At 72.6% G+C, this 15,596-nt stretch carries 13 protein-coding genes and 1 pseudogene; 4 read left to right on the top strand and 10 right to left on the bottom strand.

The window, feature by feature from the left end; all coding sequences use genetic code 11:
• Nucleotides 1-27 precede the first annotated feature (27 nt).
• Nucleotides 28-594: a DUF1707 and FHA domain-containing protein gene (locus OG611_RS32555; RefSeq protein WP_266428428.1), complete on the bottom strand. Its 567-nt coding sequence runs from the start codon at nucleotides 592-594 to the stop codon at nucleotides 28-30.
• A 219-nt stretch (nucleotides 595-813) separates the two neighbouring features.
• Here OG611_RS32555 and OG611_RS32550 point away from each other — a divergent pair, with 219 nt between their 5' ends.
• Nucleotides 814-1,767, top strand: coding sequence for a GNAT family N-acetyltransferase (locus OG611_RS32550; RefSeq protein WP_266428425.1), 954 nt, complete (start codon nucleotides 814-816; stop codon nucleotides 1,765-1,767).
• A 21-nt stretch (nucleotides 1,768-1,788) separates the two neighbouring features.
• Here OG611_RS32550 and OG611_RS32545 read toward each other — a convergent pair whose 3' ends face one another.
• Together OG611_RS32545 and OG611_RS32540 are read right to left on the bottom strand one after the other, a co-directional pair.
• Nucleotides 1,789-2,913 carry an alpha-L-fucosidase gene (locus OG611_RS32545; RefSeq protein ID WP_266428422.1) on the bottom strand — a complete coding sequence of 375 codons (1,125 nt, stop codon included), beginning with the start codon at nucleotides 2,911-2,913 and terminating at the stop codon, nucleotides 1,789-1,791.
• A gap of 15 nt (nucleotides 2,914-2,928) precedes the next feature.
• Nucleotides 2,929-4,314, bottom strand: coding sequence for a GH1 family beta-glucosidase (locus OG611_RS32540; protein WP_266428419.1), 1,386 nt, complete (start codon nucleotides 4,312-4,314; stop codon nucleotides 2,929-2,931).
• Nucleotides 4,315-4,483: 169 nt separating this feature from the next.
• Here OG611_RS32540 and treZ point away from each other — a divergent pair, with 169 nt between their 5' ends.
• Nucleotides 4,484-6,292 carry a malto-oligosyltrehalose trehalohydrolase gene (gene treZ / locus OG611_RS32535; RefSeq protein WP_266428416.1) on the top strand — a complete coding sequence of 603 codons (1,809 nt, stop codon included), beginning with the start codon at nucleotides 4,484-4,486 and terminating at the stop codon, nucleotides 6,290-6,292.
• Nucleotides 6,293-6,331: 39 nt separating this feature from the next.
• Here the strand turns inward: treZ and OG611_RS32530 are convergent, their stop codons facing one another.
• The 7 genes and pseudogenes from OG611_RS32530 to OG611_RS32500 all read right to left on the bottom strand — a co-directional run bounded on the left by OG611_RS32530 (nucleotide 6,332) and on the right by OG611_RS32500 (nucleotide 11,999).
• Nucleotides 6,332-7,459 carry a Xaa-Pro peptidase family protein gene (locus tag OG611_RS32530; protein WP_266428413.1) on the bottom strand — a complete coding sequence of 376 codons (1,128 nt, stop codon included), beginning with the start codon at nucleotides 7,457-7,459 and terminating at the stop codon, nucleotides 6,332-6,334.
• Nucleotides 7,460-7,530: 71 nt separating this feature from the next.
• On the bottom strand, nucleotides 7,531-8,217 hold the full coding sequence (locus tag OG611_RS32525; protein WP_266428410.1) for a nucleoside/nucleotide kinase family protein: 687 nt from the start codon (nucleotides 8,215-8,217) through the stop codon (nucleotides 7,531-7,533).
• A 105-nt stretch (nucleotides 8,218-8,322) separates the two neighbouring features.
• Nucleotides 8,323-8,955, bottom strand: coding sequence for an isochorismatase family protein (locus tag OG611_RS32520; RefSeq protein WP_266428408.1), 633 nt, complete (start codon nucleotides 8,953-8,955; stop codon nucleotides 8,323-8,325).
• A gap of 13 nt (nucleotides 8,956-8,968) precedes the next feature.
• Nucleotides 8,969-9,238, bottom strand: a pseudogene (locus OG611_RS32515) (hypothetical protein); the annotation flags it as partial.
• Nucleotides 9,239-9,571: 333 nt separating this feature from the next.
• Entirely contained in the window at nucleotides 9,572-9,967 is a 396-nt protein-coding gene (locus OG611_RS32510; RefSeq protein WP_266428406.1) for a hypothetical protein, read from the bottom strand.
• A gap of 77 nt (nucleotides 9,968-10,044) precedes the next feature.
• Entirely contained in the window at nucleotides 10,045-10,704 is a 660-nt protein-coding gene (locus OG611_RS32505; RefSeq protein ID WP_266428403.1) for a response regulator transcription factor, read from the bottom strand.
• Nucleotides 10,692-11,999 (bottom strand): sensor histidine kinase, encoded by a 1,308-nt coding sequence (locus OG611_RS32500; RefSeq protein ID WP_266428400.1) that lies wholly within the window; start codon nucleotides 11,997-11,999, stop codon nucleotides 10,692-10,694. Before OG611_RS32500 ends, OG611_RS32505 begins: the two co-directional genes overlap by 13 nt.
• 166 nt (nucleotides 12,000-12,165) lie before the next feature.
• On the opposite strand from OG611_RS32500, the gene OG611_RS32495 reads away from it, so the two are divergent.
• Both OG611_RS32495 and OG611_RS32490 read left to right on the top strand, forming a co-directional pair.
• Nucleotides 12,166-12,885, top strand: a complete 720-nt coding sequence (locus tag OG611_RS32495; protein WP_266428398.1) for an ABC transporter ATP-binding protein — start codon at nucleotides 12,166-12,168, stop codon at nucleotides 12,883-12,885.
• Nucleotides 12,882-15,578 carry an ABC transporter permease gene (locus OG611_RS32490; protein ID WP_266428396.1) on the top strand — a complete coding sequence of 899 codons (2,697 nt, stop codon included), beginning with the start codon at nucleotides 12,882-12,884 and terminating at the stop codon, nucleotides 15,576-15,578. The genes OG611_RS32495 and OG611_RS32490 overlap by 4 nt, the downstream gene beginning before the upstream one ends.
• Nucleotides 15,579-15,596 lie beyond the last annotated feature (18 nt).

Below are 15,596 nucleotides of genomic sequence, written 5' to 3'. Positions count from 1 at the left end.
CGCAGCCGGGCGGCCGAGGCGGGGCCCTCAGCCGGGCGGCCCGAGGACGGGCGCGGAGAGCCGGAAGCTCATCCGTCCGAAGCTCACCTGGTCCCCGTCGCGGACCGGGACCGTGCCGGTGACCCGCTGGCCGTTGACACAGGTGCCGTTGGTCGAGCCGAGGTCGCGCAGCAGCCAGCAGCCGCTCCGCACGGTGAGCTCCGCGTGGAGTCGGGAGACGGTCTCGTGGTTGAGCCGCAGGCCGTTTCCGGGATCGCGGCCGATCAGCAGCGGGTGCGGGCTCGGGGTGGGGAGCAGGAGCTTCGGGAGCCGTTCGGTCTGCCAGACCCGGCGCACCCGGCCGGGAAATCCGGACATCCCGCCCACCACCCGGAGTATCCGCCGTGACCAGCGCTTCTCGCCCTCCAGGTCGGCGGTGAGCGCGTCCAGTTCCTCGGAACGCCGGGCGGTGAGGGCCAGTTCCATGCGTCGCATGAAGGTGTCGTGGGACAGTCTGCCCTGTGCCGCGCCGTCTCTGAGCACGCCGAGCACACGATCGCGCTGGGCGTCGGACAGCCGCACAGGATACGTGTGGGACTCGAAGGAGGACGTCACAGGGCCAATTGTCGGTCCGACCGCCCCGGAGTGTCCAGAACGGGCCCGTGTCCCGCCCTTCGACCTGCGCGGAACACTCCGCGAACGCCTTCGCGGACGCCCCGCGGAACCCTGCCGCGAATATCCCCGCGCACGGCCGTGGCGACGTTGCTACTGTCTCCCGCCGCGGGCCGCCCGGGATTCACCGGATGGCACTTCCGCGCATCCCGAGGAGCTCGTGTGACCCTTGCACCACAGGAACTGACCATCCGTCCGCTCGCCGGCCCGCACGAGCTCGGGCTCTTCCGCCGGCTGTCGTACACCCTCGATCACGAGCTCGCCGACGACCTGGAGAGCGGGCGCCGTCGCCCCGAGTGGATGTGGGTGGCGATGCGCGGCGAGCACGTGGTGGCACGGATCGCGTGGTGGAGCCGGACCGGAGAGGCGCCGCTGCTCCTGGACTTCTTCGACCTGGACGACACCCTGCCCGAGCCCGAACGCGGCGAGGCGGGCCTGAAGCTGCTGGAGACGGCGACGGCGGCGGTCGTGCCCGCCGGCGCCCCGCGGCCCGAGTACGGACGCTTCGTACCGGCCGACTGGCGCGAGGACCCGGCCGCCCGCGATGCCGTCGAGGCCCGGATCCGGGTCATGGAACGCTCCGGTGCGCGGATGCTGGTCGAGCGGCTCCGTCTGGAGTGGCGTGCCGGTACGCCGGTTCCCGCCGACAGCGGCCGGCTCCGGTTCCGCCCGGTCGGCGACCGTGAGGATCTCCTCGCGCTGATGACACCGGTGATGGAGGGGACCCTCGACGCCCACGGGCAGGCCGACCTGGCGTCCGGGCTCGGTGCCCGCGAGGCCGCCGAGAAGCATTACGACGAGGAGTTGGCCGGGTACGGGACACCGCGCGAGTGGTGGCGCGTCGCCGAGCTCCCGGACGGTGAACCGGTCGGGTTCGTGATCCCGGCACGCAACGACTACAACCCGATCATCGCCTACATCGGTGTGCTGCCCGCCCGGCGCGGCCACGGCTACGTCGACGACATCCTCGCCGAGGGCACCAGGGTCCTGGCCGCGCAGGACGGCGTGGAACGGATCCGGGCCGCCACCGACCTCGGCAACGTACCGATGGCCGAGTCCTTCGCACGCCTCGGGTATGTGAACTTCGAGCGCTCCTTCGACATGGTCTGGGACTGATCCGGCCCACCGGCAGGGTGGTTACGCCGACCGCTCCCCGGTGAGTCCGGAGGCGGGTTCCGCCAGCCATTCCAGGCGGAGTTGCTGCTCGGCGGGGATCGTCGCGTCCTCGCCGCGCGGCCCCACGTTGAGCAGCAGATTGCCGCCTCCGGCCGCCGTCTCCCGGACCAGCGTTTCCAGCGCCTCGCGGCCGAGGTACGCCTCGGGCGGGGAGTTGCGGTTGTAGCCGAAGCTGTGGTCGATGCCGCGGGTGATCTCGTACGGGTCGGGGCCGCTGTAGCGGGCGAATTCCGGGGTGCGGAAGTCGTAGTACGGGGGCCGGCGCGGGACGAAGCCCTCGCCCTGGGCGACGGTGCGGCGTTCCCAGCCGTCGTACAGGGCCCTGGCGCCGGGAAGCCGCAGCGCGCGCCACATCGGTGCGTACGGGAACAGCCGGTCGTTGACGACGCCGTGCGGAACGGCGAAGCGGTAGTACCCGATGAGCCGCTGCACATCGGCGCGTGAGCCGGGCCAGGCGATGTCGTTCCAGAGGATGTCGGGGCGGTACCGCCGGATCAGTTCGCGCATCTGGGCGCCCGCGTACGCGGGGTAGCTGCCGCGCGGCACGGCCGAGACGGTGTCCGCGCCGGTTCCTATGGGGCGGTCGTCGAAGGTCCAGTCGAGTCCGCCGGAGTAGTAGACCCCGAAGCGCAGCCCCTCGGCCCGTACGGCTTCGGCGAATTCACCGACGATGTCACGTGTGGTGTGCCAGCGCGCGCGGTGCGGGTTGGCGACGCCGGAGGGCCAGAGGCAGAAGCCGTCGTGGTGCTTGGTGACGAGGACGGCGTAGCGGGCGCCCGCGGCACGGAAGCCGCGGGCCCAGGCGGTGGGGTCCCAGCTCTCCAGGGCGTCGTTGAAGTCGCCTCCGAAGGAGGTGTACGGGCGGCTGCCGTAGGTCGCGCGGTGGTGGGCGGAGACGGGGCTGTCGGGGAACCGGAGCGCGTTCTCGTACCACTCGGCGTACGAGGTCCAGCCGAGCGGCGAGCGGCGGCCGGCCTGCGGGAGTTCATCCGCGGGGACGTACGGCGGGGCCCAGCCCGGTACGGAGGCGGGCGTCCAGTGCACAAAGATCCCCAGTCCGGCCCGGGACCACCATGAAGCAACCATGCCGCGAAGTATGGATCACGCCGGAGTCCCTCCGTCAGGTCGGTGTCCCGGACCGCCCGCCTTCTGTGTGCGGATCAGGTCGCGGTACCAGGCGTAGGAGTCCTTGGGCGTCCGGCGCAGTGTCTCGTAGTCGATGTGGACCAGGCCGAAGCGCTTGCTGGCGCCCTCGGTCCATTCGACGTTGTCGGTGAGCGACCAGGTGAAGTAGCCGCGTACGTCGACACCCGCGTCGATGGCCGTACGCAGGGCCCGCAGATGTCCTTCGAGGTACGCGATCCGGCGGGTGTCCTCGGCGGGCTCGTCGACGGCACAGCCGTTCTCGGTGATGTAGAGCGGCGGGAGCCGGTCGCCGAAACGGTTGTGGAGCTGGACGAGGGTCTCGCGCAGGCCGTCGGGGACGACGGGCCAGCCGAAGTCGGTCTTCTCGTAACCCTCTATCTCGCGGATACCGAAGGGGAGTTCGGCGGGCATCCGGAAACCGGAGAAGGTCTCCTGGGCGTCGGCGTCCGGGGCGCCGACGAGGGTGGGGTTGTAGTAGTTGACCCCGTACCAGTCGAGCGGGGTGGAGATGGTCGACAGGTCGTCCTCGACCGGGCCCGGCATCAGCGCGGCGAAGTTCTCGTCGGGGTAGCGGCCGGTGAGGACCGGGTCGGCGAACAGCCAGTTGGTGATCGTGTCGTACAGCTCCGCGCCCAGGCGGTCCTCGTCGCGGTCCCCGGCGGTCCAGACGGGGGTGTGCGAGACGGCGATGCCGATGTTGTCCGCGCCCGCGCCGCGCAGCGCGCGCACGGCCAGGCCGTGGGCAAGGAGCTGGTGGTGGGCGGCGGGCAGGGCGTCGAAGAGGAGGGCGCGGCCGGGCGCGTGCTCGCCGAGGGCGTAGCCGAGCATCGTGACCTCGGCCGGTTCGTTGATGGTGATCCACATCGGTACGCGGTCGGCGAGGCGTTCGGCGACGATGCCCGCGTACTCGGCGAAGCGGTAGGCGGTGTCCCGGTTGAGCCAGCCGCCCTCCTCGTCCAGCGGCAGCGGGGTGTCCCAGTGGTAGAGGGTGGGGGCCGGGGTGATGCCGTGGGCGCAGAGTTCGTCGACGAGGCGGTCGTAGAAGTCGAGCCCCTGCGGGTTGACCGGTCCGCTGCCGCCGGGCACCACGCGCGGCCAGCTGACGGAGAACCGGAAGGCGTCGGCGCCGAGGCCGGCCAGCAGGGCGACGTCCTCGCGGTAGTGCTGGTGGAACCCGGTTCCGCGGGTGGTGTCGGTACCGTCCTTGATCCGTCCGGGCTGCGCGGCGAAGGCGTCCCAGCCGGAGGGGCCCTTGCCGTCGGTGTCGGCCGCCCCCTCGGTCTGGAAGGCGGACGCGGAGGCTCCCCAGAGGAAACCGGGCGGGAACGACGGCACAGTCATCTCGGCCTCCACAGCCGTAAGAGGGAGTGCGTATTGAGCGGAACCTGGCGGGGCAATGATCAGAACCAGACCTTAATCGTCAGTAACGGGCTCGATCCAGTGTCGTGGGCCGGTGATCGCGGCTGTTGCCGACGATGGGGCACGGGGGCGAGGAGACGAGGAGCGTTGCATGCTGTTCGAGGTATGGGCACCGGATGCGGACTCGGTCGGGCTGCGGCTGTCGGGTGAGCTGCGGGCGATGGGACGTGATCCCGGGCGGGACGGCTGGTGGACGGCCGAGGCGGAGGCGTCGGACGGGGACCGCTACGGCTTCGTCCTGGGCGGGGACGGGAGCGGGAACGGCGGGGACGGGAGCGGCGGGGACGGCGCTGACCCGCGGGTGCTCCCCGATCCGCGTTCGCGCCGTCAGCCGGACGGGCCGGACGGCGAGAGCGCCGTCGTCGACCACTCGTTGTTCGAATGGCGCAGCGACTGGGCGGGCCGGGGGCTTCCGGGCGCCGTCCTGTACGAGCTGCACATCGGTACGTACACCGCCGAGGGCACCTTCGACGCCGCGGCCGCCCGGCTGGAGCACCTCGCCGAGCTCGGTATCACCCATGTGTCGCTGATGCCGGTCTGCCCGTTCCCCGGCACCCACGGATGGGGGTACGAGGGGGTGTCGCTCTGGGCCGTGCACGAGCCGTACGGCGGACCGGAGGGGCTCAAGCGCTTTGTCGACACGGCGCACGGTCTCGGGCTCGCGGTCCTCCTGGACGTGGTCCACAATCACCTCGGCCCGTCCGGCAATCACCTCCCGGCCTTCGGCCCGTACTTCACCGCGACCCATCACACGCCGTGGGGCGCGGCGGTCAATCTCGACGCCCCCGGTTCGGACGAGGTGCGGGCGTTCCTGCTGGGCAGCGCGCTCGCCTGGCTGCGGGACTACCGGCTCGACGGGCTGCGGCTCGACGCGGTCCACGCCCTGGCCGACGGCCGGGCGCTGACCTTCCTGGAGGAGCTGTCCACGGCGGCCGACGCGCTCGCGGCCGAACTGGGCCGGCCGCTGCCGCTGATCGCCGAGTCCGACCTCTGCGATCCGCGGACCACGACCCCGCGCGAATCGGGCGGCCTCGGCCTGCACGCCCAGTGGAACGACGACTTCCACCACTCCCTGCACACCGCGCTCACCGGGGAGTCCCAGGGCTACTACGCGGACTTCGCCGCGGCTCCGCTGGCCGCCGTCGCCAAGACCGTGACGAGCGCGTTCTTCCACAACGGCACGTACTCCAGCTTCCGGGGCCGTACCCACGGCCGCCCCGTCGACATCGCCCGCACGCCCGCCCACCGCTTCGTCGGCTACGCCCAGACCCACGACCAGATCGGCAACCGGGCCCTGGGCGATCGGCTCTCCGCCACGCTCTCCCCCGGCCTGCTGGCCTGCGCCGCGGCTCTCGTCCTGACCGGGCCCTTCACGCCGATGCTGTTCATGGGCGAGGAGTGGGGCGCGCGCACCCCCTGGCAGTTCTTCACCGACCACACCGATCCGGCGCTCGCCGAGGCGGTGCGCAACGGCCGGCGGCGGGAGTTCGCGGCGCACGGCTGGGCGGCGGACGACATTCCGGACCCGCAGGACCCGGCCACCCGCAACCGTTCCTGTCTGGACTGGAGCGAGCCGTCGCAGGAGCCGCACTCCCGCCTGCACGCCTGGTACCGCGAGCTGATCGCACTGCGCCACGCCCTGCCCGACCTCCGCGACCCGGACCTGGCGTCGGTGCGCACCGCCCACGACGAACAGGCCCGCTGGCTGGCGTACCGCAGGGGCGATCTGCGGATCGCGGTCAACCTCGGCGAGAAGCCGGCCACGATCCCGCTGGGCGGCGGCCGGCGCAGGGGCGACGGGAACCGGGTGGTGGCGGCGTGGGAGCCGGTGGAGGCCCCGGGCGGCGACGGGCTGCTGCACCTGCCGCCGGAGTCGTGCGTGGTGCTGGCCGACGGCTGAGGGGCGCGGCAGGGCCGGTCCACCGCGCCCCTCGTCCGGCTATTCGACGATCGCCAGCTCGCGCGCGGTGGTGTTGAGGCGTCGGCCGCCGTCCTCGGTCACGGTCACGATGTCCTCGATCCGCACACCGAACCGGCCCGGCAGATAGATGCCCGGCTCCACCGAGAAGCACATCCCGGGCACCAGCGGCTGCTCCTCGCCCTCGATCATGTACGGCGGTTCGTGGGTGGTGACACCGATGCCGTGGCCGGTGCGGTGGATGAAGCGTTCGCCGTAGCCGAACTCGGTGATGACCGCGCGGGCCGCACGGTCGATCTCCTGGCAGGCGACGCCCGGCCGGACCGCGTTGCAGCCCGCCTCCTGCGCCTCCCGCACGATGTCGTGGACCCGCTGCTCCTCGGCGGTGGGTTCGCCGACATGGACCGTACGGGAGGTGTCCGAGCCGTAGCCGTGCTTGAGGCCGCCGAAGTCGAGCACGACCATGTCGCCCCGCTCGATGGTGCGGTCACCGGCCTCGTGGTGCGGATTGGCACCGTTGGGGCCGGAGCCGACGACCGTGAAGTCGACCTGGGAGTGCCCGAACCGCTTGAGCAGCTCGGCCAGTTCGGCCGCGATGTCGGTCTCCTTGCGGCCGGAGAAGCGCACCTTGAGGATCTCGCCGTACGTGGCGTCGGCGGCGGCTCCGGCGGCCGCGAGCCGCTCCAGCTCATGGACGTCCTTCACCGCGCGCAGCATCGGCAGGGCCTCGGTGAGCGAGACGTACGAGGTGCCCGGCAGTGTGCGTTGCAGCCCGAGCAGATGCATGGCCCAGGCGTTGTCGCTGATCCCGAACCGGCCCGCGCCGTCGAGCAGCGGGGCGGTGACGGCGTAGGGGTCCTTGCCGTCGGTCCAGTCCCGGAGGGTGAGGGCCGGGGCGCCGACGGCCTTCTCGGCGTCCGGGGCCTCCAGCGTCGGGACGACGAGGACCGGGTCCTGACCGGCCGTGAGGACGAGGACGGTGAGGCGTTCGGTGTTCACGGGCTGGTAGCCGGTGAGGTAGACGAGATCGGGTCCGGGCGCGACCAGGACGCCCGCGAGTCCGGCCTCGGCGGCGGTGTCGGCCGCACGCCTCATGCGGGCCCGGTAGTCGTCGGCGGTGAACGGTACGGGCTGGTTCTGGCTGGACATGCGGGACCTCCTGGCGACGCGACACGGCACACAGCATCCTGCCCGTCCGCGCCGGTCGACGCGAGTGGGGCTCAGGTTTCCGGATCCGGACGCACGACGAGGTCGGCGCCGTCCCGGCCGCGCTCGACCAGGCGCGCGTTGGCCGCGTCGGACCGCATCACCCAGCGCTCGGCGTACGGCCGCGGCTTCCCGAACCGCACATGCCGCTCGACGAGCCGCCGTACCCGCAGGGCCGGATCGGTGTCCAGGAACCACACCTCGTCGAGCAGCCCGCGGACAGGGGCCCAGGGGCCTTCGTCGTGCAGCAGGTAATTGCCCTCGGTGATGACCAGCGGGATGTCCGGGGGTACGGGGACGGCCCCGGCGATCGGCTCCTCAAGGGCGCGGTCGAAGGCGGGGGCGTACACGATGGTTCCCGCTTCCGGTGTGCGCAGGCGTCCGAGCAGGGCCGCGTACCCGGCGGCGTCGAAGGTGTCGGGGGCACCCTTGCGCGCGGCGCGGCCGAGCCGTTCCAGTTCGGCCTGGGCCAGGTGGAAGCCGTCCATGGGGACGAGGACGGCGAGGCCGTCGAGCGCGTCGACGAGCCGGGCCGCCAGGGTGGACTTGCCGGCCCCGGGCGGCCCCGCGATGCCGAGGATGCGACGGTGCCCGGGGACGGCGAGGCGGCGGGCGCGGGCCGTCGTTCCGGCGGGATCGCTGTCGATGGTGGGATCGCCGGTGGCGGTGGGATCGCTGGTGGTGGGGCCGCTCGTGTCCATGCGGAGCATTGTGTCCCGCCGCGTCGTGCCCGGCCGGGCGGCCCGCCGGGTCTCCGGACGGCCGCAACCACGGAGGTATCCGCCCGATCGTCGGCGCCACGGTGGTCAGACCTCCCCCAGCAGCAGGTCGGTGGTGGTGACGGCGGCGCATGTGCCGGCCGCCCAACGCAGCGCCATCTCGTGGTCCTCGCGCGAGAAGTCGGCCACGGCGTCGGCGACCAGGAAGGTCTGGATGTCGTGCGTCCAGGCGTCGCACGCGCTCATCAGGACCCCGATGTGTGCGTACACGCCCACGACGATCAGCTGATCGCGGCCGAGGTCCCGCATCTGTCCGAGCAGACGGGTCCGGGCGAAGGCGCTGTACTTCCGCTTGGTGAGCAGCGTGTCACCGACCTGTGGTTCCAGCGGTGCCGGAATCGCCTGCGCGTGCGCGTCGTAGGGGAGACCCGGGCCCCAGAAGTCCTGTTGCAGTCCGCGCTGCGCGGGCGACCGGCCACCGGGCAGCGCGGAGTAGACGACGGGAACACCGGCCCGGCGCGCCCGTGTGGTCAATCGCTCGACGTTCACGAGGAGTTCGGTGAGCGGCGATTCGTCGTCGGTGAAGGCGCCGAGGAAGTGGTTCTGCAGATCGTGCACCAGCAGCAGGGCGCGTTCCGGGTCCGGGACCCACGGGACACGGTTCGTGGGCAGTTCGTCCGCGGTGGGCATGGGGTACGGGGCGATGGCGGGGAGTGCCATGGTGGGCGGCCTTTCAGTGGTACCGGTGCGAGGTGGGCACTTCGGGGCGGTGCGGGAAGAACGCTTCGGGCCGGTGCTGCGAGGCGGAGGCGACGGCGCGGAGATCGCTTCTATTGATCCTGCCGATTCCGGTCTGCGGGAAGGTGTCGACGAACTCGACGCGGTCGGGGACCTCGCAGTCGGCCGGGCTGCGTTCGCGCACGAATTCCTTGACGGCGGCCGGTTTCGGCGGCTCGGCGCCGGCGCGCAGGACGACGTGGGCCCAGGTCCGTTCGCCGAGGTACGTGCCGGTTCGGGCCCGGGTCGGCGTCGGTCAGCTCCGCGACGGGTGCGGGTCGAGCGCGAGGCCGGTGGGCGAGGAGCCCTCGGCATGGACAAGTGCGGGACGCCGTCGGACGATTCCCCTGCTGTTGTCTCGCATGTCCACTCCCTGAACGCATACGGAGGCAAGCCGAATGCGACCTCAACCCACTCACCCCTTAGGCAAGGCTAACCTAAGTTGATGTTCAGAGTCCATGACTGAGCCCGCCTCCGGCCCTACGTTGCCGGAGGCGGGTGCAACAGTGATTCGGACGGGGTCCAGGCCGGGGTCCCTACGGCTCCCCGGCCCCGCGGATCACTCCGGCTCTCCCCGGACCAGCCTGATCCGCTTCGCGAACTCGCGGAAACCACCCGGGGAGCGGCGCATCACGTCGCGGTACTCGCATGCCTCGAAGTCCAGGGAATCGAGGTCGACTTCACGGGAGACGGGATCGACCGAACGAGGGCACAGGAAGGAGAAGAGCCACACATGGGCGTACGCGTCACGTTCCGGCAGCGCGTCCCAGTCGCTTCCGCACGCATCGGCCAGCGCGTTGACGCAGAAGGCCAGGGCCCGGTGCTCGCTCCCGTTCCACTCCTCGCGGAGCCAGCTCTGGAAGTTGGCCTTCGCTCTCTCGACATCCTGTGCGCTGTGCTCGCCCCTGAGAATCCTTCTCACGATCACGGCCTGCGGCTCAGGCATGCTCACCATGACGCCCATGGTCCCGGCGTTCCGCGACCGGGACAAGAGGGCCTGTCGGCGCCGGCCCTCCCCACCGCCGCTCCACGTCAGCGCACTCCCTTGCCCTCCAGGTACGCCAGCACCGCCAGCACCCGTCGGTGCACCGTGCCGTCGTCGGGTTCCAGGCCGAGCTTGGCGAAGATCGAGCCGATGTGCTTGCTCACCGCCCGTTCCGTCACGACGAGTTCGGCGGCGATGGTGCCGTTCGCCTTGCCCTGCGCCATCAGTTCCAGCACCTCGCGTTCGCGCGGGGTGAGGCTCTGCAGCGGTTCGGCCGACGACTTGCGGGTCAGCAGCTGGGTCACGACCTCGGGGTCGAGCGCCGTGCCGCCGCCCACCACCCGGTCCAGTGCCTGGAGAAACTGGTCGACCCGGCCGATCCGGTCCTTCAGGAGGTAGCCGATGCCCTGGGCGCCCTGGGCGAGCAGCTCGGCGGCGTACGTCTCCTCCACATACTGCGAGAGCACCAGGATCGGCAGCTCGGGCAACTCCGCACGGGCGGCGAGCGCGGCGCGCAGCCCCTCGTCGCGGAAGGTGGGCGGGAGCCGCACGTCGAGCACGGCGGCGTCCGGGCGGTGTTCCAGCAGGGCGGGCAGCACCTCGGGCCCGGTCGAAGCGGCGGCCACCACCTCGTGGCCCGAGCTGGTGAGCAGCAGGATCACCCCCTCCCGCAACAGCGCGTTGTCCTCGGCGATCACGATCCGCACGGCAGCTCCACTTCGATGTCCGTCGGCCCCCCGATGGGGCTGCTGATGCGGGTGGTGCCGTCCAGGGCGGCGATCCGCCGCCTGATGCCGACCAGCCCGCTGCCGGACCCACCCCGGTCCGTGGCCTGCGTGGGCCGGGGGCTCGGGTGATCGCCGCCGGTGGAGGGCTTCTCCGAGGTTCCGTACCGTTCGCCCGCGCCGCCGTGCCCATTGTCGCTGATGGTCACCCGCAGGGTGCCGGGGGGACGCTCGATGCGCACGGTGGCGGCTGTCGCACCGCTGTGCTTGCTGATGTTGGTGAGGGCCTCGGCGATGACGAAGTAGGCGGCGGCCTCGATCGCGGCCGGAAGCCGCCGGCCGTCCTCGACACCGTCCAGCTCCGCGGTGACGGGCACACCCGCATCGGCGGCCAACGCCCTTACCGCGCCTGCCAGTCCGCGGTCCGTCAGCACCGGCGGATGGATGCCGCGCACCACGTGCCGCAGTTCGGCGAGAGCCGCCTCCGCGCCGTCCTGCGCCTCGTCCAGACGGATGCGCGCGGCGCCCGGGTCGCTGTCGAGGAGTTGTCTGGCGAGGCCGATGCGCAACGACAGGGCGACGATCCTGGCCTGGGCTCCGTCGTGCAGATCACGTTCGATGCGCCGCAGTTCGGCGCCGTGTGCCTCGACCGCACCGGCCCGGCTCTCGGTCAGCTGGGCGATCCGTTCGGCGAGCGCGGTCGACGGCGACGAGGTGAGCAGCGACCGCGTCCATCCGGCCGACAGGTCCGCGAGTACGCCGTGCCAGCGCAGCACCCACCCCTGCCGCTCGGGCAACGGGGTGCCGTACTCGTCGGCGGCCCGCCGGTCCAGCAGATGCACGACCGGCAGCGCGACCCCGTCCACCAGGAGTCCGACCGGCCACAGCACCATCGCGAGGTAGCCGAGGGCATTGCCCATGAGTGCCTGGAGAGGCAGCCAGAGCGCGTCGCGCCAGACCGTCGGATCGGCGAGCACCCGGCGGACCCGCTCGGAGAGTTCGGCGCTGTCCAGCGACGGATACCGCGTCGGGGTGAACGGAACACCCAGCCGCGCCGCGGCCCTGCGTCGCTCTGACTCCGCGAACCGGCGCAGCACCTTGGCGGCCTCCGGCAGCGCGGGCAGCCCGATGAGCACGGCGGCGAACAGCAGGACCGCCACCACCAGGAACGCGCTCACATACGCGAGCAGCGCGACCGCGATGCCGACGGCCAGATAACGCGACGCGTCCCACGAACGCCGGATGGCGGCCGTCAGCGGGGCGGGAGTGGTGCTCATGACGCAGAACGTTACGGGGCTTCGTCCGTCGCCGGAGTGAGGCCCTCCCCCGGGCCGGGGTGGAGCTGGCTGCACCCCCGTTCCGGGACCGCGCCCCCTCGCCCGACCGGTCTCCGGTTCGTAGCGTTTACCCAGGTCAGAAGGTACGTGGTGGGGCAGAGAAGGAATGGTGGAGTCAACGGTGGACGCGATCACAGCGGTGCGGTCGTCCGCGCTGAGGCTGGAGTCGGTGAGCCGGCGCCACGGCCGGCGCGGCCGGGAGACGACCGCGCTCGACGCGGTCAGTTGCGTGGTCCCGGCCGGGAGCTTCACCGCGGTGGTGGGCCCCTCGGGCTCGGGGAAGAGCACATTCCTGCAGTGTGCCGCGGGTCTGGACCGTCCGACGTCGGGCACGGTACGGATCGGGGCCACCGATCTCGGTGCGCTCTCGGAGGCCGCGCTGACCCGGTTGCGGCGGGACCGGATCGGCTTCGTCTTCCAGTCGCACGCCCTCAATCTGGTGCCTTCGCTGAGCATCGAGGAGAACGTCGTGCTGCCGCTGGTGCTGGCGGGCGCCGATCCGGCGGACGAGCGGGTGCTGACCCGCGGACGGGACCTGCTGGCCCGGGTCGGCCTGGCGGACCGCGGCGCGCAGGGTCCTGCGACGCTCTCCGGCGGGCAGCAGCAACGGGTGGCGGTGGCACGGGCGTTGGTGACCGAACCCGAGGTCATCTTCGCGGACGAGCCGACGGCTTCCTTGGACCCGGAGTCGGCGGCCCTGGTGCTCGGTCTGCTGCGGGACGCGGTGCGGATCGACGGCCGTACGGTCGTCATGGTCACCCATGATCCGGTGGCGGCGAGCTGGGCGGACACCGTACTGACGATGGACGGCGGCCGGCTGCGATGAACAGGACCAAGGGAAGCAGGACCAAGGAGAGCAGGAGCGAGGGGAGCAGGAGCGAGGGGAGCAGGACCAGGAGCGAAGGGGCGGCGCGGCCCCGGCCGGATGCGCGGACCGGCGTCCGACGGGCGTCGGCGTTTCTCGCCCGGCGTTCGCTGAAGGCCCATCGCCGGGCCTGGGGCGCGGTGTTCGCCGCGACGGCGGCGGCGGCCGCGCTGATCGGCGCCTTCGCCCTCGTCGTCGGTTCGCTGCTGCTGGCGCAGCCGCCGGTGGAGCGTTACGCGGGGGCCGACGCGGTGGTGGCGGCCGACCAGAAGGTGACGTACACGGCGAAGCCGTGGGGCAGCAAGCCGAAGACCGCGACGACGTATCTGCCGGAACGGGTGCGGCTCGACCGCTCCGTGGTGGCGAAGGCCGCCGCCGCCCACGGCGTCGCGAAGGCCGTCGCGGACGATTCGGTACCGGTGACCGTGGGCGGCGAGGGCGGCGCGGCTTCGGGCCTCGGCCGTTCCTGGGCGGCCGCCGCGCTCACCCCGTACCGGCTGACGGACGGACACGCGCCCACGTCCGCCGCCGAGGTGGTCATCGACAGCGCGCTGTCGGCGGCCACCGGGAGCGGGACCGGTGACCATGTGACATTGCAGGTCGACGGGGCTCCCCGGCCGTACACCGTCAGCGGTGTCGTGGGCACCGGTCACCGGGGTGGCTCCCCCGCCGTCTTCCTCACCGAGCGGCACCTCACCGCCCTGGCCGGGCACCCCGGCACGGTGGACGCGGTCGGCATCGTCGCCGAGCCGGGGGTCTCCGCCGACGCGCTGCGGGCCTCGCTGGAGGAGGCGTTGCCCGACCGCGCCCGCGGCGACCGTGAGGTCCGGGTGCTCACCGGCCCGGAGCGCGGGCAGGCCGAGCACCCGGACGCGCTCGGCACCCGCGGCGAACTGCTGCCGCTGCTCGCCTCCATCACGGGAACGGTCTTCATGGTGGCGCTCCTGGTGATCGCCACCACCCTCTCCCAGGCGGTCCACCAGCGCTCCGGTGAACTGGCGCTGCTGCGTGCCGTCGGGGCGACGCCCCGGCAGCTCAGGTCGGCCGTCGGCCGCGAGGTGAGCCGGGTGGCCGGTGCCGCGGCGGTGCTGGGCGGGGTCGGTGCCGTACCTCTGGGGCTGCTGATGCGGTCGCTCCTGACGACGGACCCGCTGCCACTGCCGGTACCGGTGTGGCTGCCGTTCGCCGCGGCAGCCACGGCGGCGTCGCTCGTCGCGCTCGCCGCCCGTCCGGTGTCGGTCCTCGCGGCCAGGCCCATCACCGGGCTGCGGCCCGCCGCGGCGCTGGGCGCGGCCCGTGCGCCCGAGCCGAGCGATCCGGGACGGGTGCGTACGGTCACCGGGGCGGTGCTGGCCATGGCGGGCGTCAGCGCGGCCGGTGCGGCGACGGCGCAGGGCGGGCAGGCCGCCGCGATGGCCGCGTCGGGTGCGGCGACATCGCTGATCATCGCCGTGGCGCTGCTGGGTCCGTGGATCGCCCGGGTGGCGATGAGGGTTCTCGGCACGCCGGTACGACGCGTCGGCGGGGTCTCCGGCTTCCTCGCCGCCAAGTCCGCCGCCGCGCACAATCGGCGCCTCGGTGCGGCGATCACCCCGATCGTGCTGGTCGTCGCGTTCGTCTGCGTACAGCTGGCGGCGGGCTCGACGCTGGAGCGGGCCGCCGACCGGCAGGCCGGTGCCGCGCTCCGGGCCGACCTGGTGGTGACGGGCCCGGCCGCCGGACTGCCGGCCGGTGCGGCTCGGGCCGTGCGCGGGGCACCGGGGGTGGCGGCGGCGACCGGTGTGCTGCGCTCCGGTGTCGTCCTCGCGCATCGTGAGATGGGTGATCCGAAGCTGGACCGGTTCCCGGTGCTGGGGGTGACGGCGGACCAGCTGTCCGGCACGCTCGATCCGCGGATCACCGCGGGCGATCCGGCGGACCTCACCGGCCGGGGCACGGTGGCGGTCGGCGAGGACCGGGCCGCCGATCTCGGTGTCGGCGTCGGCGTCGGCGACCCGGTGGAGCTCCGTCTCGGCGACGGCACCGAGGTGCGGCTCCGTGTGGTGGCGCTCTACGAACGGGCGCTGGGGCTCGGTGAGTTCATGCTGCCGCGCGAGGCACTGGCCGGGCACGTCTCGGCCCTTCGCGACCAGCGGATCCTGATCCGTTCGACGGACGGCACGGCGGCCTCCGCCACCGCTGCTTCGGTACGGCGCGCGCTCGCCCCGTACACGGGGCTGCGGGTCCGGCCCGCGACGGCCGACGACGTACGGATCGCACCGTCGTCGTCGGACCAGGACAACGCGATGGTCATCATCGGTGTCGGGTTGATCGGTGGCTTCGCGCTGCTCGCGGTGATCAGCACACTGTCCCTGATCACGGTGGGCCGCCGCCCCGAGTTCCGGCTGCTGCGGATGGTCGGTGCGGGCCGCCGTCAGGTGCGGCGGATGCTGGTGCTGGAGACGGGACTGGTGGCGGTGGCCGGGCTGGCGATCGGCACGCTGGTCGCGGCGGTACCGCTGGTGGCGTTCGCGGTGTCGACGACCGGTTCGGTGCCGTATCTGCCACCGGCGCAGTACGGAGTGCTCGCCCTGGCCGTGACCGTCGCGGCGGGTGCGGGGACGCTGTGGCCGGGGTCGTCCGGTGGCCGGTTCGTCCTCGGGCGCCGCAGGTGAGGACGCCTCCCGTGGTCC

Origin of the sequence: Streptomyces sp. NBC_01363 (assembly GCF_026340595.1) — a bacterium.
Classification (GTDB): Bacteria; Actinomycetota; Actinomycetes; order Streptomycetales; family Streptomycetaceae; genus Streptomyces.
Note: the sequence above shows the minus strand (reverse complement) of the source record. Positions and strands in the feature narration are given on the sequence as shown.

Bases quoted from the DNA above. Each gene is read 5' to 3' on its own strand.
- OG611_RS32510 (WP_266428406.1), bottom strand. From the start codon at position 9,967: ATGGTGAGCATGCCTGAGCCGCAGGCCGTGATCGTGAGAAGGATTCTC.
- OG611_RS32520 (WP_266428408.1), bottom strand. From the start codon at position 8,955: ATGGCACTCCCCGCCATCGCCCCGTACCCCATGCCCACCGCGGACGAA.
- OG611_RS32495 (WP_266428398.1), top strand. From the start codon at position 12,166: ATGGTGGAGTCAACGGTGGACGCGATCACAGCGGTGCGGTCGTCCGCG.
- OG611_RS32500 (WP_266428400.1), bottom strand. From the start codon at position 11,999: ATGAGCACCACTCCCGCCCCGCTGACGGCCGCCATCCGGCGTTCGTGG.
- OG611_RS32490 (WP_266428396.1), top strand. From the start codon at position 12,882: ATGAACAGGACCAAGGGAAGCAGGACCAAGGAGAGCAGGAGCGAGGGG.
- treZ (WP_266428416.1), top strand. From the start codon at position 4,484: ATGCTGTTCGAGGTATGGGCACCGGATGCGGACTCGGTCGGGCTGCGG.
- OG611_RS32525 (WP_266428410.1), bottom strand. From the start codon at position 8,217: ATGGACACGAGCGGCCCCACCACCAGCGATCCCACCGCCACCGGCGAT.
- OG611_RS32540 (WP_266428419.1), bottom strand. From the start codon at position 4,314: ATGACTGTGCCGTCGTTCCCGCCCGGTTTCCTCTGGGGAGCCTCCGCG.
- OG611_RS32545 (WP_266428422.1), bottom strand. From the start codon at position 2,913: ATGGTTGCTTCATGGTGGTCCCGGGCCGGACTGGGGATCTTTGTGCAC.
- OG611_RS32530 (WP_266428413.1), bottom strand. From the start codon at position 7,459: ATGTCCAGCCAGAACCAGCCCGTACCGTTCACCGCCGACGACTACCGG.